This window comes from Kitasatospora sp. NPDC023120, from assembly GCF_055560835.1.
This window is the reverse complement of the sequence record NZ_JBVHHY010000004.1, coordinates 220,039-245,457: the sequence shown is the minus strand read 5'-3', so window position 1 is coordinate 245,457 and position 25,419 is coordinate 220,039. Positions and strand designations below refer to the sequence as shown.

16 protein-coding genes are annotated in these 25,419 nt (G+C 76.5%); 8 read left to right on the top strand and 8 right to left on the bottom strand.

Annotated features, from left to right (window positions below; translation table 11 throughout):
• Positions 1–10: 10 nt before the first annotated feature.
• Both eccB and eccD read right to left on the bottom strand, forming a co-directional pair.
• Positions 11–1,462, bottom strand: coding sequence for a type VII secretion protein EccB (gene eccB, locus ACZ3TI_RS08010; protein ID WP_465724613.1), 1,452 nt, complete (start codon positions 1,460–1,462; stop codon positions 11–13).
• 50 nt (positions 1,463–1,512) lie between these two features.
• The gene (eccD, locus tag ACZ3TI_RS08005) at positions 1,513–2,904 is read right to left on the bottom strand and encodes a type VII secretion integral membrane protein EccD (protein ID WP_465724611.1); all 1,392 of its coding nucleotides are present in this window, start codon (positions 2,902–2,904) and stop codon (positions 1,513–1,515) included.
• 269 nt (positions 2,905–3,173) lie between these two features.
• Here eccD and eccCa point away from each other — a divergent pair, with 269 nt between their 5' ends.
• The 3 genes from eccCa to ACZ3TI_RS07990 all read left to right on the top strand — a co-directional run bounded on the left by eccCa (position 3,174) and on the right by ACZ3TI_RS07990 (position 10,683).
• Complete coding sequence (gene eccCa, locus ACZ3TI_RS08000; protein WP_465724915.1) at positions 3,174–7,112, top strand: type VII secretion protein EccCa; 3,939 nt, start codon at positions 3,174–3,176, stop codon at positions 7,110–7,112.
• Positions 7,109–10,153: a hypothetical protein gene (locus tag ACZ3TI_RS07995; RefSeq protein ID WP_465724609.1), complete on the top strand. Its 3,045-nt coding sequence runs from the start codon at positions 7,109–7,111 to the stop codon at positions 10,151–10,153. The genes eccCa and ACZ3TI_RS07995 overlap by 4 nt, the downstream gene beginning before the upstream one ends.
• A gap of 164 nt (positions 10,154–10,317) precedes the next feature.
• Positions 10,318–10,683: a hypothetical protein gene (locus ACZ3TI_RS07990; RefSeq protein ID WP_465724607.1), complete on the top strand. Its 366-nt coding sequence runs from the start codon at positions 10,318–10,320 to the stop codon at positions 10,681–10,683.
• 300 nt (positions 10,684–10,983) lie between these two features.
• Here the strand turns inward: ACZ3TI_RS07990 and ACZ3TI_RS07985 are convergent, their stop codons facing one another.
• Positions 10,984–11,556, bottom strand: coding sequence for a TetR/AcrR family transcriptional regulator (locus ACZ3TI_RS07985; RefSeq protein ID WP_465724606.1), 573 nt, complete (start codon positions 11,554–11,556; stop codon positions 10,984–10,986).
• A 187-nt stretch (positions 11,557–11,743) separates the two neighbouring features.
• On the opposite strand from ACZ3TI_RS07985, the gene ACZ3TI_RS07980 reads away from it, so the two are divergent.
• Positions 11,744–12,541 (top strand): patatin-like phospholipase family protein, encoded by a 798-nt coding sequence (locus ACZ3TI_RS07980; RefSeq protein ID WP_465724604.1) that lies wholly within the window; start codon positions 11,744–11,746, stop codon positions 12,539–12,541.
• A gap of 82 nt (positions 12,542–12,623) precedes the next feature.
• On the opposite strand, the gene ACZ3TI_RS07975 is transcribed toward ACZ3TI_RS07980, so the two are convergent.
• A complete protein-coding gene (locus ACZ3TI_RS07975) occupies positions 12,624–13,061 on the bottom strand; it encodes an NUDIX hydrolase (RefSeq protein WP_465724602.1) in 438 nt (145 codons plus the stop codon).
• A gap of 336 nt (positions 13,062–13,397) precedes the next feature.
• Here ACZ3TI_RS07975 and ACZ3TI_RS07970 point away from each other — a divergent pair, with 336 nt between their 5' ends.
• From ACZ3TI_RS07970 to ACZ3TI_RS07960, 3 genes are read left to right on the top strand one after another with little or no spacing between them, the layout of a single operon-like run.
• Positions 13,398–14,423, top strand: coding sequence for a hypothetical protein (locus ACZ3TI_RS07970; RefSeq protein ID WP_465724600.1), 1,026 nt, complete (start codon positions 13,398–13,400; stop codon positions 14,421–14,423).
• An 8-nt stretch (positions 14,424–14,431) separates the two neighbouring features.
• Positions 14,432–15,865 carry a lanthionine synthetase C family protein gene (locus ACZ3TI_RS07965; RefSeq protein ID WP_465724598.1) on the top strand — a complete coding sequence of 478 codons (1,434 nt, stop codon included), beginning with the start codon at positions 14,432–14,434 and terminating at the stop codon, positions 15,863–15,865.
• Positions 15,862–19,188, top strand: coding sequence for a lantibiotic dehydratase (locus ACZ3TI_RS07960; RefSeq protein WP_465724596.1), 3,327 nt, complete (start codon positions 15,862–15,864; stop codon positions 19,186–19,188). Before ACZ3TI_RS07965 ends, ACZ3TI_RS07960 begins: the two co-directional genes overlap by 4 nt.
• 23 nt (positions 19,189–19,211) lie before the next feature.
• Here the strand turns inward: ACZ3TI_RS07960 and ypfJ are convergent, their stop codons facing one another.
• Positions 19,212–20,114, bottom strand: coding sequence for a KPN_02809 family neutral zinc metallopeptidase (gene ypfJ / locus ACZ3TI_RS07955; protein ID WP_465724594.1), 903 nt, complete (start codon positions 20,112–20,114; stop codon positions 19,212–19,214).
• Positions 20,115–20,223: 109 nt separating this feature from the next.
• The gene (locus tag ACZ3TI_RS07950; protein WP_465724913.1) at positions 20,224–21,060 is read right to left on the bottom strand and encodes a helix-turn-helix transcriptional regulator; all 837 of its coding nucleotides are present in this window, start codon (positions 21,058–21,060) and stop codon (positions 20,224–20,226) included.
• Between the two features lie 228 nt (positions 21,061–21,288).
• Here ACZ3TI_RS07950 and ACZ3TI_RS07945 point away from each other — a divergent pair, with 228 nt between their 5' ends.
• Complete coding sequence (locus tag ACZ3TI_RS07945; RefSeq protein WP_465724592.1) at positions 21,289–22,146, top strand: NAD-dependent epimerase/dehydratase family protein; 858 nt, start codon at positions 21,289–21,291, stop codon at positions 22,144–22,146.
• Between the two features lie 165 nt (positions 22,147–22,311).
• On the opposite strand, the gene fusA is transcribed toward ACZ3TI_RS07945, so the two are convergent.
• Positions 22,312–24,390, bottom strand: a complete 2,079-nt coding sequence (fusA, locus tag ACZ3TI_RS07940; protein WP_465724590.1) for an elongation factor G — start codon at positions 24,388–24,390, stop codon at positions 22,312–22,314.
• Between the two features lie 441 nt (positions 24,391–24,831).
• The gene (locus ACZ3TI_RS07935) at positions 24,832–25,359 is read right to left on the bottom strand and encodes a hemerythrin domain-containing protein (RefSeq protein WP_465724588.1); all 528 of its coding nucleotides are present in this window, start codon (positions 25,357–25,359) and stop codon (positions 24,832–24,834) included.
• Between the last annotated feature and the right edge of the window lie 60 nt (positions 25,360–25,419).

The following is a 25,419-nucleotide window of genomic DNA, read 5'->3' as shown; positions in this document are numbered from 1 at the left end:
GGTGCGCGGTTCACCGCCGGCAGGCCGGTGCGGCCGGGTTCGGCGCGGCGGCGCCGGCGCCGGTGAGTACGGCCGGGTCGAGGCTGGGGCCGGTGGGCAGCAGGGTCAGCAGCGGTTCGGGGACGCCCGCGGGGGCGGCCGTGCCGTAGCCGAGCTGCTTGGCGACGGCGGGTGAGGGCAGCGGGTACTTCACCCCGGTGTCGGTGACCAGGTAGAGGGTGCTGCCGGTGCCGGCGGTGGACAGGGCGCGCACCAGGGCGCCGCCGCCGGGGCGCACCGCGATGGTGTCGGCGGTGGCGCAGGCCGCCTCGACGCCGGGCTGGGCGGTGGGGGCGGGGCCCTGGAGGGCGGTGTCGTCGACGAGGGTGACGGCGGTGGTGGGCGCGCCGTCGCCCGGGCGCAGTTCGGCGCAGACGGCGCGGCCCTGGGGGGCGGTCAGGAGTTCGGGCGCGGTGGTGGGCAGGGCGGTGGCGGGGGTGGTGGCCGGCGCGGGGGGTGCGCTGTGGGCGGCGAGGTCGGCGGCGCCCAGCTTCTCGGGGGTGACGGCGGCGCCCTGGTAGGCGCTCTGCTGGGTGCGGGGGTCGTTGCGCAGCAGTTCGAAGGCCATCGTGGTGAGCGGGGTGAGTCCGGCGGGGGTGAGCAGGTAGGGGTCGCCGCTGGGGCCGGTGAAGAGTTGTCCGATGCGGGTGGGACGGGTGGCGAGGTCGGGGCCGGGGGTGCCGCGCTGGTCGGTGTCGGGGGCGGCGAGGTCGGGGCCGGCGGGCAGGGCGTTGAGGAAGGCCTGGGGGACGGGCTGGGCGGTGGCGGTGCTCTGGCCGAGGGCTTGGCGGGCGCCGTTGCGGGTGTCCAGGCGCAGGCGGCGGCCGTGCCACAGCAGGTGGGTGGTGGCGTCGGGGGCGGTGACCAGGAGGGCCTGGTTGTCGGTGAGGGCGGTGCCGTGGGTGGCGGGGTCGATGGCGAGGGCCAGGTGGGGCTGTCGGGCGCCGGAGGGGCCGGGGCGCAGGGCGGCGCAGGCGAGCCAGGGGGCGGTGGCGAGGCGGTCGGGTTCGGGCAGGCCGTCGGGGGCGCCGAGGATGCCGAGCGGGGTGCCGCGGGGGGTGTCGGCGAGGGAGCGGGCGCTGACCTGGTCGACGGTGAGCTGGTCGCCGGCGATGAGGCGGGCGGTGGCCTCGTTGAGGACGGGGTGGAGGGTGCCGTCGAGGTAGAGGTAGCGGGCGCCGCTCTCCTTGACCAGGACGAGGGTGCCGGGTTTCTTCCAGCCGGTGGCGCCGCCGGGGACGAGGACGCCGTAGACGGCGGCGATCAGGCAGGCGAGGGTGGCGATGAGGATGCCGGTGACGATGCCGCGGGAGGTGCGCCCGGTGGGGGCGTCGGGGGCGTCGGGTTCGCCGCGGAGCATGCCGGTGGCGAGGCGGCCCATCACGAACAGGTGGGCCTGCACCTGGTCGCGCTTCGACTGCATGGCGTGGTTCTCCTCGGTGGCGGGGCGTGGGTCGTGCTGCTGGTGCGGGTTCAGCCGGCGATGGCGCGCAGCCCGTGGTAGGCGCCGGCGGCGGCGAGGGCGAGCGGGAGCACGCTGACGGCGGCGAGGGTGTGCAGCAGGTCGGCGGCGCGGCCCCAGTAGGGCAGCAGGCGACGGCCGGGGATGGTCCAGGAGACGGCGGCCAGGACGGCTGCGGTGGCGAGCAGGGCGGCGAGCAGGCCGGTGCGTGCGGCCGGGGACAGGCCGAGGGCGAGGTGGGTGGCGAGCAGGGCGGGGCCCAGGGCGCCGGGGACGAGGACGGCCAGGCGCTGGGGGACGCTGCCGATGCCGCGGGCGTGCAGCAGGAGCAGGAGGGACAGCGCGCCGGTCAGGGCGGTGGGGGCCCAGCCGTCCTGGCCGGTGAGGGTGGTCAGGCACAGGGCGAGGACGGGGGCGAGGGCGAGGTGGAAGGCCGTCAGGAAGCCGTCGGCGACGGCGCTGCGGGAGCGGACGGAGGCGGCCGGGACGGCTTCGATGCCTTCCTGGAGTTCCTCGGCGTTGCGGGGCAGGGCGGGCAGGCGCAGTCCGGACAGGCGGAAGCACAGGCCGGGCAGGAAGGCGGCGGTGGCGACGGGCAGGACGGCGAGGGCGGCGGCGGTGGCGGGTGCGGTCAGTCCGGCGAGCAGCAGGGCGCCGGCGGTGGTGACGTTGAGGGCCAGCAGGACCAGGCCGAGGAAGAGCGGGGCGCAGCAGCCGACGGCGGCCATCGCGAGGACGGCGGCTCCGGCGCCGGTGCAGCCGCCGGCGAGCAGGCGGGCTCCGGTGGCGGAGGGTCCGGTGTCGGTGGTGAGGAGGGCGGCGGCCAGGGCGAGGTAGGGCACGGCGGTGGCGCCGAGGGCGGTGCCGGCGCCGGCGTCGCCGACGGCGCGGGAGGCGCTGAGGGCGCCCAGGAGCAGGAACAGGCCGGTGGTGGCGGCGGCGCCGGCGCGCAGGTGGGGCGGGCCGGGCAGGAGGAGGAGGGCGATGCCGCCGGCGAGGGCGGTGACGGCCAGGGCGAGGGCGACGTGGTGGGTGAGGGCGGGGCGCCAGGTGTCGGGGCGTTCGCGCATGCCGGTGGCGACGCCGTCGGCGAGGTCGTCGTAGTGGACTTCGGGCAGGGGGTCGCGGCGCGGGCGCAGGTAGAGGTCCTGGCCGTCGTGCAGGTCGAGGGCGTCGGCGCCGAGTTCCTCGTCCAGTGGTGGCTCGCCGAGGCGTTGGAGGATCCAGCCGTCGTGTTCGGCGCCCTGTTCGTCGAGGTCGTTCCCGGCGTGGGCGAGGACGGCCGGCAGCAGGTCGGCCAGTGGCACGTCGGCGGGGACCGCGAGGTCGAACACCGCTTCGGGTGCGTGGAACCTCAGTCGGCACAGTCCGGCGACGGCGGTCCCGTTGGCGCTCCCGTTCAAGGCTCTCCTCATGTCCGTACGGCCTGGGCCGTCCCGCCCCGGCGGGGGCGGTCTGCTTCACCCTGGGCCACGGGCCGCGGGGGTCGCGGGGTTCACCGGCGGGTGGCGGGTTCCGTACGGCGGGTGAACCCGGGGCGGGGCGCCGTCCGTGATCCTGGGCGGACGGCGCCCCGGACCGCGGGGGTTTCGCGGCCGTCCCCCTGGTGCGAGGAGCCCTTTCGTTGAGTGTGGTGCTGGTCGACCGTCCGCCGCGGCGTCCCGGTCCGGCGATGCCCGACGGCGAGATCCAGTTGCAGGAGCCGCCGGTGCTGCCGGAGTCGCAGAGCGGCATGTCAAGCGTGATCTCGATGGCGCCGATGGCGTTGAGTTCGCTGTCGATGGTGTTCGTGTTCCTGCGCCCGGGTGAGGGCGGCGGGGTGCTCGGCTACGTGGCGGTGGGCATGATGGGCCTGTCCGCGGTGGGCATGCTGGTGACCCAGCTGATCCGCGGGTCCAGCGACCGCAAGCGGGAGTTGAGGGCCGAGCGGCGGGACTACCTGCGGTACCTGTCGCAGATGCGCCGGCAGGTGCGCGGGCACATCGTGCGTCAGCAGGAGGCGCTGGCCTGGCGGCATCCGGCGCCGGGTGCGGTGGCGTCGCTGGTGCGCACCTCGCGGCTGTGGGAACGGCGCAGTGCGCACCCGGACTTCGGTGACGTGCGGGTCGGGGTGGGGCACCAGCGGTTGGCGGTGCGGCTGGCGCCGCTGGCGACGAAGCCGGTGGAGGACCTGGAGCCGTTGTGCGCGCACGCGCTGCGGCGGTTCATCCACGCCTACGGCACGGTCGCGGACCAGCCGATCGCGGTGTACGTGCGCGGGTACGCCCAGATGCTGCTGCGCGGTGACGACCGGGAGGCGGCGCGGGCGCTGGCGCGGGCGATGCTGGCGCAGCTGGCGCTGTTCCACGCGCCGGACGAGCTGCGGATCGCGGTGGTGACGCACGCGGAGCACCGGGAGCGGTGGGAGTGGGTGAAGTGGCTGCCGCACGCGCTGCACCCGGTGGACACCGACGCGCTGGGGCCGGTGCGGCTGGTGGCGGGGTCGCTGGCGGAACTGGAGCAGGTACTGGGGGCGGAGTTCGCGGGGCGCGGGCCGTGGGAGCCGGAGGCGCAGCCGGGCCGGGACGAGCCGTTCACGGTGATCGTGCTGGACGGTCCGCAGGCCGGTGCGGGCAGCCGGGCGGCGCTGGCGGGGTGGCGCAACGCGGTGCTGCTGGACCTGGGCGACACGCTGGAGTGGAAGCCGCTGCGGCACCGGTTGCGACTGCGGATCGAGGACGGGCGGCTGGCGATGGTCGGCGCGGACCGCAACCACCGTGACGAGGTCACCGATCTGGGCCGGCCGGACGCGTTGTCGTTGCCGGCGGCGCGGCGGCTGGCGGGGCTGATGGCGCCGTACCGGCTGGGGGACCAGGTGGAGGCCGGGGAGCCGTTGGCGGGCGACTTCGACCTGGCGTCGCTGCTGGGCATCCGGGACCTGCACCGGCACGACGTGGCGCACGGCTGGGCGGGGCGCGGGATCGCCGACCGGCTGCGGGTGCCGTTGGGGATCGCCGCGGACGGCACGCCGGTGGAGCTGGACATCAAGGAGTCGGCGCAGGGCGGCATGGGTCCGCACGGGATGCTGATCGGGGCGACCGGGTCGGGCAAGTCGGAGCTGCTGCGCACCCTGGTGCTGGCGCTGGCGCTGACGCACTCCTCGGAGGTGCTGAACTTCGTGCTGGTCGACTTCAAGGGCGGTGCGACGTTCCTGGGACTGGACCGGCTGCCGCACACCTCGGCGGTGATCACCAACCTGGCCGACGAGGCGGCGCTGGTGGACCGGATGCGCGACGCGCTGCACGGTGAGCTGGTGCGCCGTCAGGAGCTGCTGCGGGCGGCGGGCAACTACAGTTCGCTGCTGGACTACGAGACGGCGCGGGCCGGCGGGGCCGATCTGGAGCCGCTGCCGACGCTGTTCGTGGTGGTCGACGAGTTCTCCGAACTGCTCGCCGCGCACCGCGACTTCATGGAGCTGTTCATCATGATCGGCCGTCTGGGGCGGTCGCTGGGCGTGCACCTGCTGCTGGCCTCGCAGCGTCTGGACGAGGGCCGGATGCACGCGCTGGAGTCGCACCTGTCGTACCGGGTCGGGTTGCGGACGTTCTCGGCGATGGAGAGCCGGGGCGTGCTGGGGGTGCCGGACGCGTACCACCTGCCCTCCCAGCCCGGCAACGGGTTCCTGCGCAGCGACATCGCCACGCTGACCCGCTTCAAGGCCGCGTACGTCTCCGGCCCCTACCGGGCGCCGCGGCCCGCCGCCGTGCGCCGGCGGGCCGCGGCCGGGCAGGTCTCCCCCTACGGCACCGGCTACGTGGCGCCGCGTCAGCCCGTCGTGGTGCCCGAGGAGCCGGAGGTGCGGGAGGAGGAGCAGGAGGGCGGCAGCCTGCTCGCCATCGCGGCGGCGAAGCTGCTGGACGCGGGACCGCCGGCGCACCAGGTGTGGCTGCCGCCGCTGGGGGTGCCGCCCACCCTGGACCAGCTGCTGCCGCCGCTGGCGCCGCACCCGGAGTACGGGCTGACCACCGAGGACGGGAGTGGCCGCGGCACGCTGAGCGTTCCGGTCGGCGTCGTCGACCGGCCCTTCCAGCAGGTGCGCGACCTGCTCACCGCCGACCTGGCGGGGGCCGGCGGCCACGTGGGGATCGCGGGCGGCCCGCAGAGCGGCAAGTCCACCCTGCTGCGGGCCCTGATGACGGCGCTCGCGCTCACCCACACCCCGCGCGAGGTGCAGTTCTACTGCCTGGACTTCGGCGGTGGCACGCTCTCCTCGCTGCGCGGCCTGCCGCACGTGGGCGGGGTCACCGGGCGGCACGACCCCGAGCGGGTGGTGCGCACCGTCGCGGAGGTCAACGCGATCCTCGCGCGGCGCGAGCAGCGCTTCGCCGAGCTCGGCATCGACTCGGTGGCGGCGTTCCGCCGGATGCTGGCGGCCGGTGAGCTGCCGCAGGAGGCGCACGGCGACGTCTTCCTGGTGATCGACGGCTGGAACACCGTGCGCCAGGAGTTCGCCGACCTCGCGCCGGCGCTGACCCTGATCGCCCAGCGCGGCCTCAACTACGGCGTCCATCTGATCGTGGGCACCACCCGCTGGGGCGAGGTCACCGGCGCGCTGCGCGACCTGCTCGGCACCCGTTTCGAGCTGCGCCTGGGCGACCCGGTCGACTCCGCGATCGGGATGCGTGTCGCGGGGACGGTGCCCAAGATCCCCGGCCGCGGTCTGACCACCGAGGAGCTGCACTTCCTCACCGCGCTGCCCCGGATGGACGGCAGCGGCAGCACCGACGACCTCGGCGACGGGGTCGCCGACCTGGTCGACGCCGTGGCGGAGCACTGGACGGGGCCGCGCGCGCCCGAGGTCCGGATGCTGCCGCTGCAGCTGCCCGCCGCCGCGCTGCCCGCTCCCGAGGGTCGGCTGCGCGTGCCGCTGGGCCTGCAGGACGTCTCGATGGACACGCTGTGGCACGACTTCGAGGAGACGCCGCACCTGGTGGTGGTCGGTGACAGCGAGTCGGGCAAGACGAACCTGCTGAAGCTGGTCGCGGCCGGCATCACCGGCGCCTACCGGCCCGACGAGGCGCGCATCATGCTGGTCGACTACCGCCGCGTGCTGCAGGGCGCGGTGCCGGAGGAGTACCGGCTCGGGCACGCGGTCGCGGTCGACGTGCTGCGCCAGATCGTGGACGGCGCGGCACGGGCGATGGCCAACCGGCTGCCCGGCGCGGACATCGCGCCGCAGCGGCTGCGGCTGCGGGACTGGTGGGAGGGCCCGGAGCTGTTCATCCTGGTCGACGACTACGAGCTGGTCGCCGGCTCCCCCGGCGGGATCGCGGCCCACCCGTTCGCGCCGCTGCTGGACTACCTGGCGCAGGGCGTCGAGCTGGGCCTGCACCTGATCGTGGCGCGCAGCGCCAACGGCATCGGGCGGGCCTCCTCGGACCAGCTGCTGCGCAAGCTGGAGGAGGTCAACACCCCGGCGGTGCTGCTGTCCTGCCCGCCGAGCGAGGGCTTCCTGTTCGGCAACACCAAACCCCGTGCCTTCCCGCCCGGGCGGGCCCTGCACATCACCAGGCGCCGCACGGTGCAGGTGCAGACCGCGGTCCTCGACGAGAGCGAAGGGGCGCAGCGATGAGTGCCCGGGAGGCGCCGGTGCGACGCTGGCTGACCCGCCACCGCGACACCCCGGCCCCGGAGCCCGCGGTGCTGCACCAGGCGGGTCCGCACTTCGTCATCGCGCCCGGCGCGGCGGACGGGGCGGCGGACGGGGCGGCGCTGCCGGCCGAGCTCGCCGACGCGCTGGCCGAACTGCCGTGCGTGGTCGGCACCGTGACGGTGCTGGCGGCGGCCGCCGACGCGCAGCCCGTCCTGCTCTCGAGCCTGCAGGAGCTGGCCCGCACCGCGGCCGCCCGCCGGGCCGCCACCCTGGTCCTGGCGGCCTCCGGCCTGGCCGCCGCCCAGCCCGACGGGCGGCGGCCCGCCCAGCGGATCGCCGAACTGGCCGCCACCAGCATCGTCGCCCCGGACGGGGTCGTCACCCTGCGGCCCGACGGGACCCTGCTGACCGACGGGGCCGAGGAGGCGACGCCGGCCTCCTGGTGGCTGTTCACCCCGGCCGGCCGCACCCGCCGGCTCGGGCCGGTGTGGCCGCTGCCGGAGACGGCCGCGGCCGTGGCGGCGGCGGCCGCCCGGGCACGGGCGGCGGACCCGGCGGCGCCTGGGGCCCCGCTGTCCGGGAGCGCCGCGACGGCTCTCCAGGCGGGGCCTGCCGGGCCTGCCGCCGGGCCTGCCCCGGTGTCGGACGCGCCGGTGCCGCCGCCGGCTGCGGTCGCGGGCACGGCGGAGCCGGTCGCGGGCACGACGAAGCCGGTCGCGGGCACGACGGAGACGGTCGCGGGCAGCCCGACCGTGCCTCAGGCACCGCAGGCCGCCCCTGTACCGTCCTCCTCCGACCCGGTGTCGCCCGCGCCGGTGCCGCCCTCCCCCGGGCCGTCCGCTTCCCCCTCCCTTTCCCCCGTTCCCGTGGCGGGTTCCGCCGTTCCCGTGGCGGGCGGCGACCGCGACCCACTCGACGGGGACCCGCTGGTGACCGTGCTGCCGCGGGGCTACTGGTTCCGCAGCGAGCCCGCCCCCGACCTCCCGCCCGGCCCGCTGACCCGCGCCACGGCGGCGCCGGGCACCCTGGTCCTGGTCGTCGGACACCCCGGCGCGCCGCTGCCCGCGGCCGCCGGCATCGCCGAGCGGCTGAGCCGGGTCCACCCCGCCCCGGCCGACCTCCTGGTCAGCGCGCCCTGGGCGGCCACCACGGCGCTCGTCGCGCTGGCCGCCGCCCTCGCGGCCGAGCTGGGCCGTGACGTCCGGGCCGCCGTCGGCCTGCCGATGCGCACCGCGGACGGCTGCTCCTCCCGTGTCCTGGCCGGCGACGGCACCCCCGGCTGGGAGCCGTGGCTGACCGAGCTGACCGCTTCCCCCGGGCGGGGCCGCGTCGTCGCCTCCGCCTGGCGCCACCTGCCGGACGGCACCGTTCCCGACGGCCCCGCGCTCTACCGCGCGCCGGTGACGGGCTGGCGGCTGGAGGCGGTCCCGGCCGGCCTGTGGCTGCGCCCCGAGGACCCGCCGCAGGACCACGGCCCGCGGCTGCTCGACCCCGACCCGGCCCGTCCCCTGCTCATCGCCGGTTCGGGTGACCGTACGGTGCCGGCGGAGGTGCTCGCCGCCCTGGACGGCCTGTTGACGGCACTCACCGTCCCGGGCGCGACGGTACCGGGGCTGCTCCTGCACGCGGGCCCCGCACGGGAGACCGGCCGCCCGGCCGCCCCCGCCCGTACGCCGCTCCCCCACGGACCGGGCACCGGCCCCCGGCCCGCGCCGGAACCCGTGCCCGAGCCGGAGCCCGCGACCACTGCACAGGACCCGGACGGCGCGGACACCCCCGAACCCGACCCCGGCTTCCCGGCCCCGCCCACGCGGACGGCCACGTCCGCCGACCCCACCCCCGCGACCGAACCCGCGACCGAACCCGAACCTTCGACCGAGCCCGAGTCGGAACCCGAACCCGAGCCCGTGGCCGCGGCCCAGGACCCGGACACCCCCGAACCCGCCCCCGGCTTCCCGGCCCCGCCCACGCGGACGGCCACGTCCGCCGGCCCCACCCCCGCAGCCGAACCCGCGACCGAACCCGCGACCGGCGCGCAGGACTTCGGCCTCGCCGTCTCGCCCGCCGCGCGGACCGGACCGGTCGTCGTCCCCGGCGAGGCGGGCCCGGAGTCCGCCGGCTCCCCCGCGCCGGGCACCGAACCCGCCACCGTGGCGCCCGTCGTCACCGAACCCGCCGCCGGCGACAGCGACAGCAACGGCGGCGACGACGGCGACGGGGCCGAGGTCCCCGTCGTGCCCCGGCTCCTCGCGCCGGACGGCGTCCCTGCCGCCGGACGGCCGTCCACCGCCGCCGAGCGGACCGCCTTCCGTGCCCTGCTCGGCCCGCACTTCCACCGCTACGCCAGCCGCGCCGAGCAGGCCGCCCTGCGGCTGCCGGCGCTGCGTTCGCAGGCCCGCGACGACCTGAAGGACGACCTCGCGGCGGTGTACCTGCACCACGCCGACACCGGACTGCCCGCGTCCCGCGCCGAGTTGGTGGCAGCGGCGCGCCGGCCCGGCGGCCCGGGGCCGCTGGAGCCGTACCTGGCGTGCCTGGGTTCCGGGCTGCGCCGGCTGCCCAACCACCGGGGCGCCGTGCTGCTGGGTGCCGACGTGGGCGAGGACGTGCTGCGGCACTACGTGCGGGGCGTGCTGCTGACGGAGCCCGCTCCCGTGGTCGGGACTTCGGAGGCCGACCTCGCGCCGGGGACGTCGGCGGAGTTCCTCGTCTGGTCCGCCACCGGCCGCCGGACGTCCGTGATCGCCGAGGACGGGGACCCGGAGGTGGTCTTCCCGCCCGGCGCGCGCTTCCGTGTCCTTGACGTCCTGTCCGGCGGCGAGGACCGCCCGGCCCGGGTGCTGCTGCGCGAGGCGGACCCCGGCCCGGCCGCGGACGGGGCGGTGGCGGAGCGCGACCAGCAGGCCCGGGTCCGGCTGCTGGCCTGGCAGGCCCGCCGCGACCAGCTGGCGGCCGAGCAGCTGCGCCCGCCGGCCCGTCCGCAGCGGCTGCGCCTGACGCCGGGGGTCGTGGCCGGGTGAGGGTGGGCGGGTGGTTGCGCACGGGGCGGCCCGGGGCAAGGCGGCGCGCCCCTGTCAGGTGTCAGGGACCGCTGCCGGTGGTGCGTTCCTAGGCTGACGGGCAGCGGTCCGGCCGATCGCCGGGCCGCGTACCAGCCCCGTACCAGCCAAGGGAGAACCACCCCATGCGCAGGATCACCCATGCCCTGGCCGCCCTCGGCCTCGCCACCGCCGCCCTGACCGCGCTGGGCACCGGCAACGCCGGCGCCGTCACCGGCTCCTGGGCGAACTGCCCGTCCGGCGCGGTCTGCATCTACCCGCAGAACCAGGACCCGGCGGTCAACCCGACCGACGTGTTCTGGAGCTACGGGGCGCACAACCTGAGCAACCAGTACGGCAACCACTGGGTGCTCAACAACCAGACCGGCGGCGCGCACGCGCACCTGTGCCGCGGCTCGGGCGGCGCGAACTGCGTGTACGACATCGCGGCCCAGAACGGCGTCTACTACGACCTGGGCCCGATCAACTCGATCACCCTCGACCGTCCCTGACGATCCGCCACGGATCGGGTGCCCGCCGCGCCGGGGGGAGCGGCGGGCACCCCCGTTTGCGGGGCGCTGCTGCTCGCCGTCGCCGTCGCCGCTGATCGAGGTGCCGACGAACTCCACTCGCGCCGTGGTGGCGCTGCGCGTGCCGGTGGTGACCGAGCCACCCGTCCGGCGGGCCCGGGCCTCGGGTCTCGACCGAGGCGTTGTGGCCGGCGCCGTCCTCCCAGCCGCAGTGCACGCGGACGGGCATCCCGCTCAAGGGGCAACGCGCGCCGCTTCACACCCTTGCGGGCAATGGGCCGGTCACGACGCCGGGCCGGTCTCCAGCAGGCGGGCGAAGCGTTCCAGGGCCCGGTCGGCGCGGTCGCGGTCCCCGGTGAGGGTGAGGTCGAGCAGCAGGCCCCGCAGGACGGCCATGATCAGGGTGGGGGTGGCGGTGTCGTCCTCCCCTTCGGTGACGTCGGCGAAGACGGCGCCCAGGGTCTCGAACCAGTCGGTGACCGGCCGGGCGCGGTCGGGGTAGTGCTCGGGGTGGGCCAGCAGGTCGGCGTGGACCTCGAAGAACAGCCGGACGAACGGGGCGCGTTGGGGTGCGCTCAGCCACGCCCAGATGCCGCGCAGCCGCTGCGCGGGTGTGCCCGTGCGCAGGGGCGGGCACCCGGCCAGACGGGCCGCGCCGCGGCGGCGGGCCTCGGCGAGGACGGCGGCCACGAGTTCCTGCTTGCTGCCGAAGTCGTAGAGCAGCATGCGCGGGCTGGTGTCGAGGGCGGCGGCCAGCGGGCGCAGGCTCAGTCCGGCCAGTCCGTGGGCGAGCACGTGGTCGGTGGCCCGGGCCAGGGTGCGTTCGCGGCGGGCGGGGTCGGCGGGTCGTCCCACGGCGGTCGGTCCTCTCTCCGGCGGCTCGGTGACGACTGGTCGATATCGGGTCGGCACCGGTGTAGCACTTTATGGTACGACTGTTTCAAGAACGGCAGAGGTCGCCGTGACGGAGGGGGTCACCATGGGGAACGGGGTTGCCGTGACGGACGGTCACGGTCACGGACGGGGTCCCGGGCGCGCGCTCGTGCTCGGGCCGGGGGGCCGGCTGGGCGCCGCCTGGACGGCCGGGCTGGTGAGCGGGCTGCGCGAGGCCGGGGTGGACCTGGGTGCGGCGGACCTGACGGTCGCCACCTCGGCCGGCGCGATCGTGGCCGCACTGCTGGCCGGCGGGCAGGATCCGGCACGCCTGGTGGACCCGGCCCGGCGCCCCGCGGCCCGCTCCCACCGGCCCGATCCGGCCGTCATGGGCGAGGTGTTCGCCGTCCTCGGCCAGGGCCTGGAGCCCGCCGAGGCCCGCCGCCGGGTCGGGCGCATCGCGCTGGCGAGCGCCGACCCCGAGGCCGAACGCGACCTGCTGGCCCACCGCGAGGCCCTGATCGGCGCACCCGCCTGGCCGGCCCGTACCCTGCTGGTCACCGCGGTTGACGCGGTGGACGGCGAGCCCCTGGTGCTCGGCGCCGGCGACGGCGTGCCGCTGCTGCACGCGGTCGCCGCCTCCAGCGCCTTCCCGGGCATCGAGGTGCCCGTCACCCTGCCCGGCGGGCGGCGTGGCATCGACGGCGCGCTGCGCGCCGGCGCCAACGCCGACCTCGCCGCCGGGGCCCGCGCCCTGGTCGTGGTCGAGCCGCTGGCACACCGCCACCCGCCCACCGACCTCACGCCCTGGCCCGCCGCCGTGGCCCTCGCACCCGACGCCGCGGCGCGGGCCCTGCTCGACTCCGAGCGGGCGGACCGGGAGGCCTGGGTAGGCGCGTACCGGGAGGGCGTGCGTCAGGCCGGCGGGGCCGCCGCCCGCGTGCTCGCCCTCTGGTCGGCGCCCTGACGGCCGCTCACCCCCGGGGCCCGATCGCGGCCGGTGCGCCGCCGGGCCGGGCTGCTGATCCCGCCCGGGCTGCCCACGACCTTCACGCGCCCGGACGGGGGCACCCGGCTCTGGACCGATCCGCACTGCCCGGCGGTCCCGGCCGGGCCCTCAGCGCAGCAGGCCGGAGCATGTCGCACACCATCCGGTCCACCGGCGAGACCCGCGCACGATCGCCGTAGCCGAACCAGTCCGACTCCGCGACCTCGTTCGAGGGAACCAGCGGACCGGTGTGCTCGGCGGTGTAGCAGATCATCCGGAACTCGGTGCGTCCGTCGCGATCTCTGCGCGTCTCGAAGGTGCCGACGTGCACCATCGTGGCCGTATCGACCCGGGACCCGAGTTCCTCGTCGATCTCGCGCGCCAAGGTCTCGGCATCGGACTCACCCGGCTCCCTCTTCCCACCGGGGAAGGAGAAGACGTCCACACCGCTGTCGCGCGTAACCGGCACCCGAGCGCCACGCACCAGGACCCATGCCACCTTCTCGGGAACGTCCTCGACCTGCCCGGACCCTACCCGTGCGCACCGGCAACTCCCCCGGGCGGTGCGGGTACGAGCGATCCGTCCCACAATGGGAGGAGAGACAGAACCAAGAGTGACGCAGAGTTAACACGGCCGGCGCGGTTCGCCGTCCCGGGTCCTGTGTCCTCGTGAGCTTCGGCGTGCTGCAGGACTGCTGACAGGTCGGCGGTGCGGCGCGGTCACGGCACCCGGGCGCGCACAGCCCTGCGCGACCGTCGCTGTGGGGCCGTCGCCGCCGTGGCGGCGCAGCAGGAACCGCGCCACAGGACCGTTCCAGTAGCACCCGAGGTTGACATGGCCGACAAGAACTCCGAACCCGGTGGGCCCAGCGGCATCGGCGACCGCCCCCAGGACGACTTCGTGACGAGGAACCTCTCCGGTCCCTCCGAGCGGCCGGCCAGGACGCTGACGCTCAGTGGCCTGCTCGGCGACAGCGACCGCACCGGGTTCCGGCGCCTGTACTTCAACAAGCAGCTCGACTACTACGCCGAGTTCGCCTCCGCCGACGTGCTGTCGGTGGAGACCGTCGACAGCGACCGGCCCCCGTTCGTCGGACTCGAGGCGACGAAGGTCACCCTGCGTCGCGACGCCACCGTGCACTTCACCCGAGTGGCGCAGGCCGCTCCCGTGGACGAGTTCGACCTCGACCTGCGCCTGGGGCAGCCGCGCCGGACCGGGACGGTGCCCCGCGGACCGGACACCCTGCCGGGGCCGACCTTCGACGGCTGCCGCACCGAGTTCGCCTGCGTCACCGACTTCGACTGCCCGACCCAGTTCAACACCGCCTGCAGGCCGCACACCTGCCAGTGCACCGCGGACGCGGGGTGCGTGACGTTCGACAACACGTGCCGCTGCACCGCGAACGCGGGATGCCTCACCGCCGGCGCGGGGTGCTTCACCGCCGACGCCACGTGCCGCTGCACCGCGAACCCGGCCTGCGCGACCGTCGACGACACCTGCCGCTGCACCGCGGGCGTGGTGTGCGGCCCCATCGAGACCTTCCGCTGCACCGCGGGCCCGGTGTGCGCCACCGTCGACACCCTGCGCTGCACCGGCCCGGTGTGCGGCACCCTCCCCACCTTCCCGACCTTCCCCACCGTCACCGAGATCCCCGGCGTCCCCGGCAACGTGCCCCGGTGGGCCACGGGCGCTCCCTGCCGCACCGAGTTCGCCGTCACGTGCCAGACCTGCCCCGGCGCCACCTGCCGCACCTGCGACGACGCCACCTGCGACACCTGCCACGGCCATACCTGCCACACCTGCGACACCTGCAACCCGCACGTGTTCACCTGCGGAAACAACCCGCAATGCCGAGTCTGAGGACACGTATGACGACATCCGGTACGACGCCGTCGCCCGCCTCCGCCACCCCGGCGACGACAGCGACGGCGACAGCGCAAGGCAACGGCGGCTGGGCACCGCGGCTGGGGCCGGCGGCACGGGCGCGCGCGCTCGAGACCGCCCGGCTGATCGCCGACCGGGCCACCAGCCCGCCACGGGTCCGGGCGGCGATCGAACTCGCCGCCCGGCAGACCGCGTTCCCCAACTCGGTGCACTGGGACCCGGTGTCACTGGCCCAGGGCGACACCGGCCAGGCGCTCCTGTGCGCCCAGCTGGACCGCTGCTTCCCCGCCGAGGGCTGGGACCGCACCGGGCACGCGCACCTCGCGAGCGCGGTGAGCGCGCTGGAGCGGCGCGGCGGCGCCGGGCCGAGCCTGTTCGCCGGGCTGAGCGGCGTCGCGTTCTGCGCCGCGGTGCTGGGCGAGGGCCACGGCTACCGGCGCCTGCGCCAGGTGCTCGACGCCCCGATCGCGGCGGCGAGCCTGTCCGGGGCGGCGGCGCTGCGCGGGCGCAGCGGCATGCCGGTGTCGGCCTTCGACCTCATCTCGGGCCTGAGCGGCATCGCCACCCACCTGCTGCCCGCCGGGCCGCAGCGCCCCGCGCACCCGGCGCTGCCGCAGGTGCTGGGCGCACTGGCCGGCCTGGCCCGCCCCGGCGGGCGCCCGCCGGCCTGGCACACCCCGGCGGCGCTGCTGCACGACGAGGAGCAGGCCCGGGCCTATCCGCTGGGCAATCTCAACTGCGGTCTGGCGCACGGCATCCCGGGCCCGCTCGCGCTGCTGGCGCTGGCCATGCGCAGCGGCGTCGCGGGCGCTGGTGTCGGGGGCGGGGGTGTCGGGGGCGGGGGTGTGGAAGCGGCCGTCCGCGAGCTGGCCCGGTGGCTGCTGGCGCACCGGGTAGACGACGCGGCCGGGCCGAACTGGCCGGCCGTCGTCCCGCTGGTCGACGGCGCCGCGGGGCTGCGCGAGGGCCGGGCGGGTTTCGCCACCCGCAGCGCGTGGTGCTACGGCAGCCCGGGGGTCGCCAGGGCGCTGTGGCTGGCGGGCAGCGCGCTGGGTGACGACGGGCTGTGCCAGGCGGCGGTGCGGGCGATGGAGGCGGTCTACCGCCGGCCCGTGTCGGAGCGCCGCATCGACTCCCCGACGTTCTGCCACGGCGTCGCGGGCCTCCTGCAGGTGACGCTGCGCTTCGCCCACGACACCGGGCTGCCCGTGTTCACCGAGGCCGCCGCCGACCTCACCGAGCAGGTCCTGGCGCACGTCGACCGGGCGCGGCCGATGGGGATCGCGGCGCTGGAGCCCGCGGGCAACCGCGTCGACCAGCCCGGCTTCCTCGACGGCGCGGCCGGGGTCGCCCTCGTCCTGCTGGCGGCCGCGACGGACCGCGAGCCGGTGTGGGACCGGGCGGTGGCGCTGTCATGACGCCCGCCCCCGACCGAGCCCCCGGACGAGCCCCGGAGCCCGTCGGCACCACGAGCGCGCCGCGGCGCCGCGGGCGCGGCCCGCTCTACGAGCCGGCGCCCTGGCTGATCGTGCGCACCCCCCTGCTGCCGGCCCGCGGGCCGGGCGCCGCCACCGGCGATGCGCGCGCCGGCCTCGCCGACCCGCGCGTGCTTCGGGCCCTGGCCCTCGCCAGCCCCGACCTGCTCGACGCCCTGCAGCGCCCCGGGGCGAGCGCGCGCGACACCGCGCGGGCCGAGCTGAAACTGGCCCGCTACCTGATCCGGATGAGCACCCGGCCCACCCCGTACGGGGCGTTCGCCGCCGTGTCCCTCGCGAGCTGGGGCGAGCGCACCACGCTGTCCGTGCGCAACGACGCCGACCGCATCCGCACCCGCCCCGACATGGGCTGGCTGACCGAGCTGTGCCTCGCCCTGGAGCAGGACCCCGCCGCCCGCGCCGACAGCCGCTGGGCGGCCGCCGCCCTCGCCGTGGAGCGCCACGGACGACTCGCCCTGGCCGACGGCGCCGCCGTCGGCGGCGGCTCGGTGCGCCTGACCGCCGCCGTCCGCGAGGCGCTGCGCGCCGCCCGCCGGCCCGTCCCGTACGAGGTGCTGCGCCGGGACCTGCTGGAGCACACGGGCGGCAGCGCCGAGCAGGTGGAGCAGCTGCTCGCCGAGCTGTGGCGCCAGCGCCTGCTGGTCACCGACCTGCGGGCCGCGCTCACCACCGCCGACCCGGCCGAGGAGCTGCGCCGGCGCCTGGCCGGGCGCCCCGCCTGCGCGCCCACCGCCGCCCTGCTCGGCGGGCTGCTGGCCGAGATGGCCGACCTCGACGGTGCCCCGGCGGAGGAGGCGCCGAAGCGGGCCCGTGCCATCGCCAGGCGCGCCGAGGCCGTGCACCCGGCGGGCGGGCCGGCGTTCCAGACCGACATGGCGCGCCCGGTGGGCGGCGAGCGGCTCGCCGCCCGTGTCGGCGAGGAGTGCGCCCGGGCCGCCGAGCTGCTCCTGCGCCTGTCGCCGCAGCCGCTCGGCAGTGCCGAACTGGCGGCCCACCGCGCCGCGTTCGTCCAGCGCTACGGCTTCGAGCGGCAGGTGCCCCTGCTGGAGCTGCTGGACGAGCACACCGGGATCGGCCCGCTCTCCCACGCGCACGGCGCCGCGCTGGCGCCCGACACGGCCGCCCGACGCGCGAACGCGCTCACCGACCTGGCCCTGGGAGCCCTGCGGGACGGGCGGCGCACGGTCGAGCTGACCGAGTCCCTGCTCGCCGACCTGCAGACCCTCGACCCCGCGACCGCGGCCACCCGCGCGCCGCTGTCGCTGGAACTGTCCGCGTTCGTCGCCGCCGCCTGCCGCCAGGCCGTGGACCGCGGGGACTTCCTCCTGGTCGTCGGGCCCAACCTGGGCGCCAGCAGCGCCGGCCGCTCGCTGGGACGCTTCGCCGACCTCCTCGCGCCGCAGGGCCCGGCGGCGCTGCGCCACCTGGGCGAGGCCGAGGACCGGGCCCGCCCCGGTGCCGCGCTGCCCGCCGAGGTCGTCTACCTGCCCGCCAACCACCGGATGGCGAACGTCGTCGTGCGCCCCGCCGTGGCCGGGCACGAGATCGTCCTGGACGTGCCCGCCGGGGTGAGCTCCGAGCGGGTCGTGGCGCCGGACGACATCCTGGTCGGCCTCCACCGCGACCGCTACCGGCTGTGGTCGCGGCGCCTGGACGCCGAGCTGCGCCCCACCGCGCGCCACATGCTCAACACCCACCAGGCGCCCGCCGTGTGCCGGTTCCTGGACGAGGTGGCCCGCGACGGCGCGCCCGAGTTCGCGCCCTTCGACTGGGGCCCGGCGGCCGGCTTCCCGTTCCTGCCCAGGGTGCAGTACGGCCGGATCGTGCTCGCCCCCGCCCGGTGGCTGCTGCGCCCCACCACCGAGGGCACCGAACCCGACGGCAACGGCGGCAGCGGCGGCGGGGGTGGCGGGGGTGGCGGGGCCGGGCGGGTGGGCGACGCCGGGGCCTTCGCCGCCCATGTGGCCGCCTGGCGCGCCGAGTGGTCCGTCCCGGCGCGCCTGTACCTGACCATGGCCGACAACCGGCTGCTGCTCGACCTCGACGACCCCGGCCAGGTCGAGCAGCTGCGCGCCGAGGCCCGCAGCAGCCGCGCCGCACTGCTCCTGCTCCAGGAGGCCCTGCCCGACACCGCCGACGCGTGGGTGCCCGGCACGGACGGCGTGTTCATGAGCGAGCTCGTCGCCCCGCTCGTCCTGCGCCCGCAGCCGCCCGCACCGGCCTCACCGGGCGTCCAGGCCGTACAGGCCGTACCGCAGCCTCAGGCGCAGCCCGCCGCCCCGCAGGCCGAGGCCTCGCTCGAGCCCGAGCCCGAGCCCGTACCGGCGCTGGTGCGCGGCGAGGGCCGCCCCGTCCCGGTGCGGGACCGGGTGCGCTTGCCGGGCAGCGACTGGCTGTTCGCCAAGTTCTACGGCGACCGCGACCAGGAGAACGCCCTGCTGGCCGGGCCGCTGAGGCGCCTGTGCGAGATGGCCGAGGTCTCCGGGCTCGCGCATCGGTGGTTCTTCATCCGCTACGCCGACCCCGACCCGCACCTGCGCCTGCGCTTCCAGGGCGACCAGGAGGCCCTGACCCGGCACCTGCTCCCGGAGGTCGCCCGCCTCGCCGCCGAACTCACCGACCAGGGCCTGCTCTCCCGGCTGGTCATCGACACCTACGAACGCGAACTCGAGCGCTACGGCGGCTCGGAGGGCACCGACGCCAGCGAGGAGGTCTTCTGCGCCGACAGCCGGGCCGTGATGCGCCTGCTCGCCGAGGGCGCCGAAGGTGCCGAAAGTGCCGGCCCCGCCGACCTGACCGAGCTGGCCGCCGTGAGCACCGACGACCTGCTCGCCGGGCTCGGCCTGGACACCGGGCAGCGCCTGCACTGGTACACCGAGCAGGCCCGGCAGTTCTACGGCTCCGCCCGCCGCCAGGCGGGCGAGGACTACCGCGTGCGCCAGCGGCGTCTGCGCGCGCTGCTCGGCACCCCGCAGGGGCCGGAGCTGCTGGGCGGCGCGGTGCAGGAGATCCTGGCGCAGCGCCGCGGCGCGCTCGCCGGGGCCGTGGAGCGGCTGTCCGCGCTGGAGGCCGCCGGGGTGCTGTCCACCGACCGTGAGCGGCTGCTCGGCAGCTACGTCCACCTCCACTGCAACCGGCTGCTGGCCGAGCGGCGCCCGGCGGAGGGGCTGCTGGTCCAGCTGCTCCAGCGCACCCGCAAGGGCCTGAGCGTGGAGCCGGCCCCCGCCGGTGCCCGCCGCCCCTGACGGCGGGTCCCACCGCCTCGCCGCTACGGCTTCGGTGCGGAGAAGGTGTCGCACCGGGCGAGGTCGCCGCTGCGGTAGCCGGTGGTGAACCAGGCCTTGCGCTGCTCGGCGGAGCCGTGCGTCCAGGCCTCCGGGTTGATGCGCCCGGTGGCCTGCTGCTGGATGCGGTCGTCGCCGACGGCGGCGGCCGCGTCCAGGCCCTGGGCGATGTCCTGGTCGGTGAGGGAGGCGATCAGCGGGCGCCCGGTGGAGGGCTGCGGGGTGGTGGTGGCGTGGTTGGCCCACACCCCGGCGTAGCAGTCGGCCTGCAGCTCCAGGCGCACCGCGGCGCTGTTCGCGCCCTGGCGGTCGGCGCCGACCTTCTGCATGGCGCCGGTGAGGGTCTGGATGTGGTGGCCGTACTCGTGGGCGACGACGTAGGACTCGGCGAACGGGCCGCCCTTGGCGCCGAAGCGGGCGGAGAGCTCGTCGAAGAAGCCGAGGTCGACGTAGGCCTTCTTGTCGCCCGGGCAGTAGAACGGGCCGACCGCGCTGGTCGCCGGGCCGCAGGCGGTGGAGACCTGGCCGGTGAACAGCACCGTCTCGGCGTTGCGGTAGGGGATGTTGGTGCGGCGCGGCAGTTCGGTGCGCCAGAACTCCTGCAGGCTGTTGGTGACGGCCACGATCCGGCAGTCCTGGCGCCTGTTGGCGTCCGCGCCGCTCTTGCAGGCCTGCTGTGCCTGGCCGGCGGTGCGCACGCCGGAGGAGGAGGCGGGGCCCGTGGAGGAGGACAGGCCCAGCAGGTGGGGGTCGACGCCGAGGAGGACGGCGCACAGCACCGCGATCAGGCCCACGGCACCGCCGCCGATGGCGGCCTTCCCGCCCGGGATGCCGCGCCGGTCGTCCACCTGCGAGGTGTCGAGGTCGCCCTGGTCGTCGAACTGCATGCCCTGCCTGCCCGCTTCTGTCGTGTTCCGCCCCGATGGTGATGGTCTGTTCCGCCGGGGGCCCGCCCAGCCTACGGGCAGCGGCGTGCGGCGCGGCGCGGCGGGGCTTTCAGGCCGGGGCGCCGGTGCCGACGACGCGCAGCAGGTCCAGGCGGGAGGCGCTGTCGCTGCCCGGAGCGGCGGTGTGCACGAGCAGCAGCTGGTCCTCGCCGCCGGCGGCGAGGACTTCGCACTCCAGGTCCAGCGGTCCGACGACCGGGTGCAGGAGGCGTTTGTTGCCGCTGCGCCGGCGGGCGACCTCGTGGCGTTCCCAGTAGGAGGTGAACTCGGCTCCGGTGGCGAGGAGTCGGTCGAGCAGTTCGGTGGCGCGCCGGTCGCCGGGGCGGGCGGTGTGGGCGCAGCGCAGGGCGGCGACGTGGGCGCGGGTGAGGTCGTCGTGGTCCTCGGGCGGGAACAGGGCGCGGACTTGGGGTTCGGTGAACCAGCGCAGCAGCAGGTTGCGGTGCTCGGGCGGCAGCGGGGTGAGATCGCCGAAGACGGCGGCGGCCATGGGGTTCTGGGCGAGGACGTCGCCGAGGTCGGAGACCACCTGGGCGGGTGTGTCGTGGAGGCGGTCCAGGATCAGCAGCAGTCCGGGGCGTACGTGTCCGAGCGGGCCGTGGCGGCGCGGCGGTTCGTGTCCGGCGAGGCGGAACAGGTGGTCGCGTTCGTCCTCGCTGAGGCGAAGTGCCCGGGCCAGTGCGGCGAGCAGCTGCGGTGAGGGCTGCGGTCCGCGCCGCTGTTCCAGGCGTGCGTAGTAGTCCACCGACAGTCCGGCGACCTGTGCCACCTCCTCGCGCCGCAGTCCGGGGGTGCGCCGCCGGGCGCCGGGCGGCAGTCCCAGGTCGGCAGGGGTGAGGCGGGCCCGGGTGCGGGTGAGGAAGTCGGCCAGCGCCGCGCGATCGATCATGCCCCCAGGATGGCCCCGGGGTGCGGGGCGTAGCCAGGGACCGGCGGTCCCTGGCTGCGGGCGACGCGTCTGCCGTCCGTGCCGCGCCTGCCCGGCGCGGGAGCGTCGCGCCCTCCCAGCCAGGGAGCGGGAGTCCCTGGTTCGGGAGGCCTCTGCCGGGTTTCGCGCGCCACGGGCAGGGTGGTGGGTGTCGGAGGACATCAACTTCCTTGGAGGGGACAGACGATGGCAAGGATCCTGGTGACGGGTGCGACGGGTTCGGTGGGTAGCCGGCTGGTGCCGCGGCTGCTGCGGTGGGCGGGGGCGGAAGGCTCCTCGGTGCGGGTGCTGGTGCGCGATGCGGGCAGGGCGGACGCGCTGGCGCGGCTCGGGGCCGAGGTGGTGGTCGGCGACCTGTGCGTGGAGGCGGACCGGGCGCGGGCGCTGGAGGGCGCCGGGGTGGTGGTGAACGTGGCGGCGGCGCCGCGCGGGGTGTCGGAGGAGGCGGCGTGGGCGGTGAACCGGGACGCCGCGGTGGCGCTGGGGCGCCAGGCGGCCCAGGCGGGGGTGGCCCGGTTCGTCCACACCAGTACGAACCTGGTGTACGGGCGGGGGCTGGGGCGCCCCGCGGTGGAGGGCGACCGGTTGGCGCCGGATCCGGCGTGGGGGGTGTACGCGGCGTCCAAGGCGCAGGCGGAGGACGGGCTGCGTGCGCTGGGCGGTGGACTGCCGCTGGTGGTGGTGCGGTTGGCGTTCGTGTACGGGCAGGGCGATCCGCATCTGGCGCAGTCGCTGCGGTGGGCGGCCGGCTGGGCGGCGCACCGGCGCCTGGCGGTGGTGCACCACACGGACGTGGCGCGGGCGCTGTGGCGGGCGGTGTCGGTGCCCGGGATCGAGGGGCGGGCGTACAACGTCGGCGACGACGCGCCGCTGACGGCCTGGGACCTGTACGCGCTCAACGGCCTTGCGCACCCCGGCAGTTCGCCGGATGAGATGTTCGATCCGTGGGAGGGGCAGATGTCGACCGCCGCCGCGCGCCGGGACCTGGGCTGGCGTCCGCTGTACCCGTCGGCGTGGGCGGCGGCCGAGGCCGGGGCACTGTAGGCGGGCCGCCCCTAGCCCGCCCCTCCCTGCCCGCGCGGGGAAGGGGGGACGGGCCCGGGGCACCGGGCCCAGGGCCCAGGGCTCAGCGCTCAGCGCTCAGCGCTCAGGGTCAGTGCCCAGCGCTCAGTGCTCGGGGCTCGGGGCTCGGGGCTCGGGGCTCGGGGCTCAGCCGGCGTCGGCGCCGGCGGGGGCGGGTGCGTAGCCGGCCGGGCGGGTGGTGAAGGTGCCGCGGCCCTGGGTGCGGCCGCGCAGGCGGCCGGCGTAGCCGAACAGTTCGGCCAGCGGTACCAGCGCGCCCACCTGGGCGGTGCCGCCGCGCCCGGCGGTGGTGGAGCGGACGTGGCCGCGCCGGGCGGCGAGGTCGCCCAGGACGGTGCCCAGGGCGTCCTCGGGCACGGTGACCGTCACCTGCGCGACCGGCTCCAGCAGCCGCATCCGCGAGGCCCGCAGCGCCTCGCGCAGCCCGAGGCGGGCGGCGGTGCGGAAGGCGAGCTCGGAGGAGTCCTTGGGGTGGGTGGCCCCGTCGGTGAGGGTGACGGCGACGCCGGTGACCGGGTGGCCGCCGAGCGGGCCCTCGGCGAGGGCGTCGCGGCACCCGGCCTCGACGGCCTGGACGTACTCGCGCGGCACGCGCCCGCCGGTGACGGTGGAGGTGAACGCGAACTCCCCCTCGGCGTCGTCCGGGAGCGGGTGGACGTCGAGGACGAGGTGCGCGAACTGTCCGGCGCCGCCGTCCTGTTTGGCGTGCCGGTACACGAAGCCGCTGACACCCTCGACCAGGGCCTCGCGCAGCGCGACCGTCGGTGCTCCGGTGAGCGCCTCGATGCCGCTGTCGCGCCGTACCTTCTCCACCGCGACCTCCAGGTGCAGCTCGCCCAGCCCGGACAGGGTGCGCTGCCCGGTCTCGGGGTCGGTGGCCAGGCGCAGTGAGGGGTCCTCCTCGGCGAGGCGGGCGAGGGCGGCGGCGAGTTTGTCGGTGTCGGCGGTGCGACGGGCCTCGACGGCGACGGTGACGACCGGTTCGGCGCTCACGGGGGCCTCCAGGAGGACGGGGTGGTCGGGGTCGCACAGGGTGGCGCCGACGCGGGCGGCCTTGGGGCCGATGACGGCGACGATGTCGCCGGCGCGGGCGTGGTCGGTCTCGGTGTGGCGGTCGGCTTGGACGCGCAGGATGCGGGCGACGCGTTCGGTGCGGCCGGTGGCGGTGTCGAGCACGGTTGCTCCCTTGTGCAGGGTGCCGGCGTACAGGCGCAGGTAGGTGAGGCGGCCGGTGGGGGCCGCGACGACCTTGAACGCCAGGGCGGTCAGGGGCTGTTCGGGGTCGGCCTCGCGCTGCTGCGTCGCGTCGGCGGAGCGCACGGGCGGGACGTCGAGCGGGGAGGGCAGGTAGGCGACGGCGGCGTCCAGGAGGGGTTCGATGCCGCGGTTGCGGTAGGCGGAGCCGCACAGGACCACCACGGCCTCGCCGGTGCGGGTGAGTTCGCGTAGGGCGCCTTCGAGGGTGGCGGCGGTGACGGAGCCGTGGGTACAGAACTCCTCCAGGGCCTGGGGGTCCAGTTCGGCGACAGCCTCCTCCAGGGCGCGGCGGCGCGTGGCCGCTTCGTCGGCGAGGTGGTCGGGCACCGGGCCCCGGGCGGCGGGGGTGCCGTCGTCGTGCCAGGTCAGGGCGCGCAGGCGCAGCAGGTCGACGACGCCGGTGAACGACTCCTCGGTGCCGATGGGCAGTTGGACGGCGAGGGGGCGGGGGTGGAGGCGTTCGCGGATGGAGGCGACGGCGGCGTCCAGGTCGGCGCCGGCGCGGTCGAGCTTGTTGACGAACGCGATGCGGGGCACCGCGTGGCGTTCGGCCTGGTGCCAGACGGACTCGCTCTGCGGTTCGACGCCGGCGACCGCGTCGAACACCGCGATGGCGCCGTCCAGGACGCGCAGCGAGCGTTCGACCTCGTCGGCGAAGTCGACGTGGCCGGGGGTGTCGATGAGGTTGATCCGGTGCCCGGCCCAGGCGCAGCTGACGGCGGCGGCGAAGATGGTGATGCCGCGGTCGCGTTCCTGGGGGTCGAAGTCGGTGACGGTGGTGCCGTCGTGGACCTCGCCGCGCTTGTGGGTGGTGCCGGTGAGGTAGAGGATCCGCTCGGTGACGGTGGTCTTGCCGGCGTCGACGTGGGCGAGGATGCCGAGGTTGCGGACGGCGGCGATGGCGGCGGCGGTGGCGGTGCCGGTGGTGGTGGTGGCGTCGGTGCGCATGGCCCGGGTGCCTTTCGAGGCAGTGTCCTACGGGTGGGCGCGCGATTCGGCAGTGCCTTGTGCGTTTGCCGACTGACCGTCGGATGCGTGGCGCCGCAAGGCCCGTGCGGGGCCCGGTCGGGGCCGTTCGGGGCCGGGTTCAGACGGCGGCGGCACTGCTCCGGTGCCGGCCGCGCAGCGGGCACCGGGAGGACGGGGACACCAGGATCACCTCGTACCGCGAGGCGGGAGAGGGGGCGGCGGCGCTCTGCTTCGGCACGGCCGCTCGCCTCCCCTCTCGTCTCGTCCATCGGCACGGTCGGCACACCGCGCGTCGGGGCGCGGCTGCGTGGTGAGTGTAGGGAGGGCGGGCCCGGTGGGGCGAGGGGTTTTCCGGCGCCGGGCCCTACGCCACGGTTCTACGGCTCCGGGCTCTACGGCTGCGGGTTGCGCGGCGCGGTTCTACGGCTCCGGGTTCCGCGGCGCCAGGTCCTTTGCCGGGTTCCGCGGCGCCCTGAGGCGCAGCACCGGCTCGGACCAGCCGTCGTCGGTGATCCCGGCGTCGAGGGCGGCGGAGATGGCGCGTTCCTCGTAGCCGAAGTGGGAGTCCACGATGGCGGCCAGTCCGTCGAGTTCGCGTCCGATGGCCTCGGTGTCGGCGCCCGGGGCCGTGGCGGCCTGTTCGGTGAGGTCGCGGACCCGGGTGAGGATGGCGGCGATGAAGCCGTGGTCCTCGACGAGTTTGGCGACGGTCGGCGCGAGGTCGGGGCGTTCCAGCAGGAGTCGGGCGAAGAGGCCGTCGTCCTCGCCCCGGTGGTGGTCGCTCAAGGCGGTGCAGAAGGCCAGGCAGTGGGTGAGGAGTCGGCCGTCCGCCTCCGGGCGGCGGCCGAGGTTCGCGCGGACGTCGGCGAGTCGGCGGCGCAATTCCTGGTGCGCGCTGGAGAGTTGAAGGCTGAGGGCGGCCGTACGGCCGGTGCTGGGGGAGGCCACGGGGGCGGTCCCTTCGGTTGTGCACCTCCATGCCTGACGCGGTCCGCCACCGGCACGCGA

Bases quoted from the DNA above. Each gene is read 5' to 3' on its own strand.
- ACZ3TI_RS07945 (WP_465724592.1), top strand. From the start codon at position 21,289: ATGGCAAGGATCCTGGTGACGGGTGCGACGGGTTCGGTGGGTAGCCGG.
- ACZ3TI_RS07995 (WP_465724609.1), top strand. From the start codon at position 7,109: ATGAGTGCCCGGGAGGCGCCGGTGCGACGCTGGCTGACCCGCCACCGC.
- ACZ3TI_RS07970 (WP_465724600.1), top strand. From the start codon at position 13,398: ATGGCCGACAAGAACTCCGAACCCGGTGGGCCCAGCGGCATCGGCGAC.
- eccCa (WP_465724915.1), top strand. From the start codon at position 3,174: ATGCCCGACGGCGAGATCCAGTTGCAGGAGCCGCCGGTGCTGCCGGAG.
- ACZ3TI_RS07960 (WP_465724596.1), top strand. From the start codon at position 15,862: ATGACGCCCGCCCCCGACCGAGCCCCCGGACGAGCCCCGGAGCCCGTC.
- ypfJ (WP_465724594.1), bottom strand. From the start codon at position 20,114: ATGCAGTTCGACGACCAGGGCGACCTCGACACCTCGCAGGTGGACGAC.
- ACZ3TI_RS07965 (WP_465724598.1), top strand. From the start codon at position 14,432: ATGACGACATCCGGTACGACGCCGTCGCCCGCCTCCGCCACCCCGGCG.
- eccB (WP_465724613.1), bottom strand. From the start codon at position 1,462: ATGCAGTCGAAGCGCGACCAGGTGCAGGCCCACCTGTTCGTGATGGGC.
- ACZ3TI_RS07990 (WP_465724607.1), top strand. From the start codon at position 10,318: ATGCGCAGGATCACCCATGCCCTGGCCGCCCTCGGCCTCGCCACCGCC.
- fusA (WP_465724590.1), bottom strand. From the start codon at position 24,390: ATGCGCACCGACGCCACCACCACCACCGGCACCGCCACCGCCGCCGCC.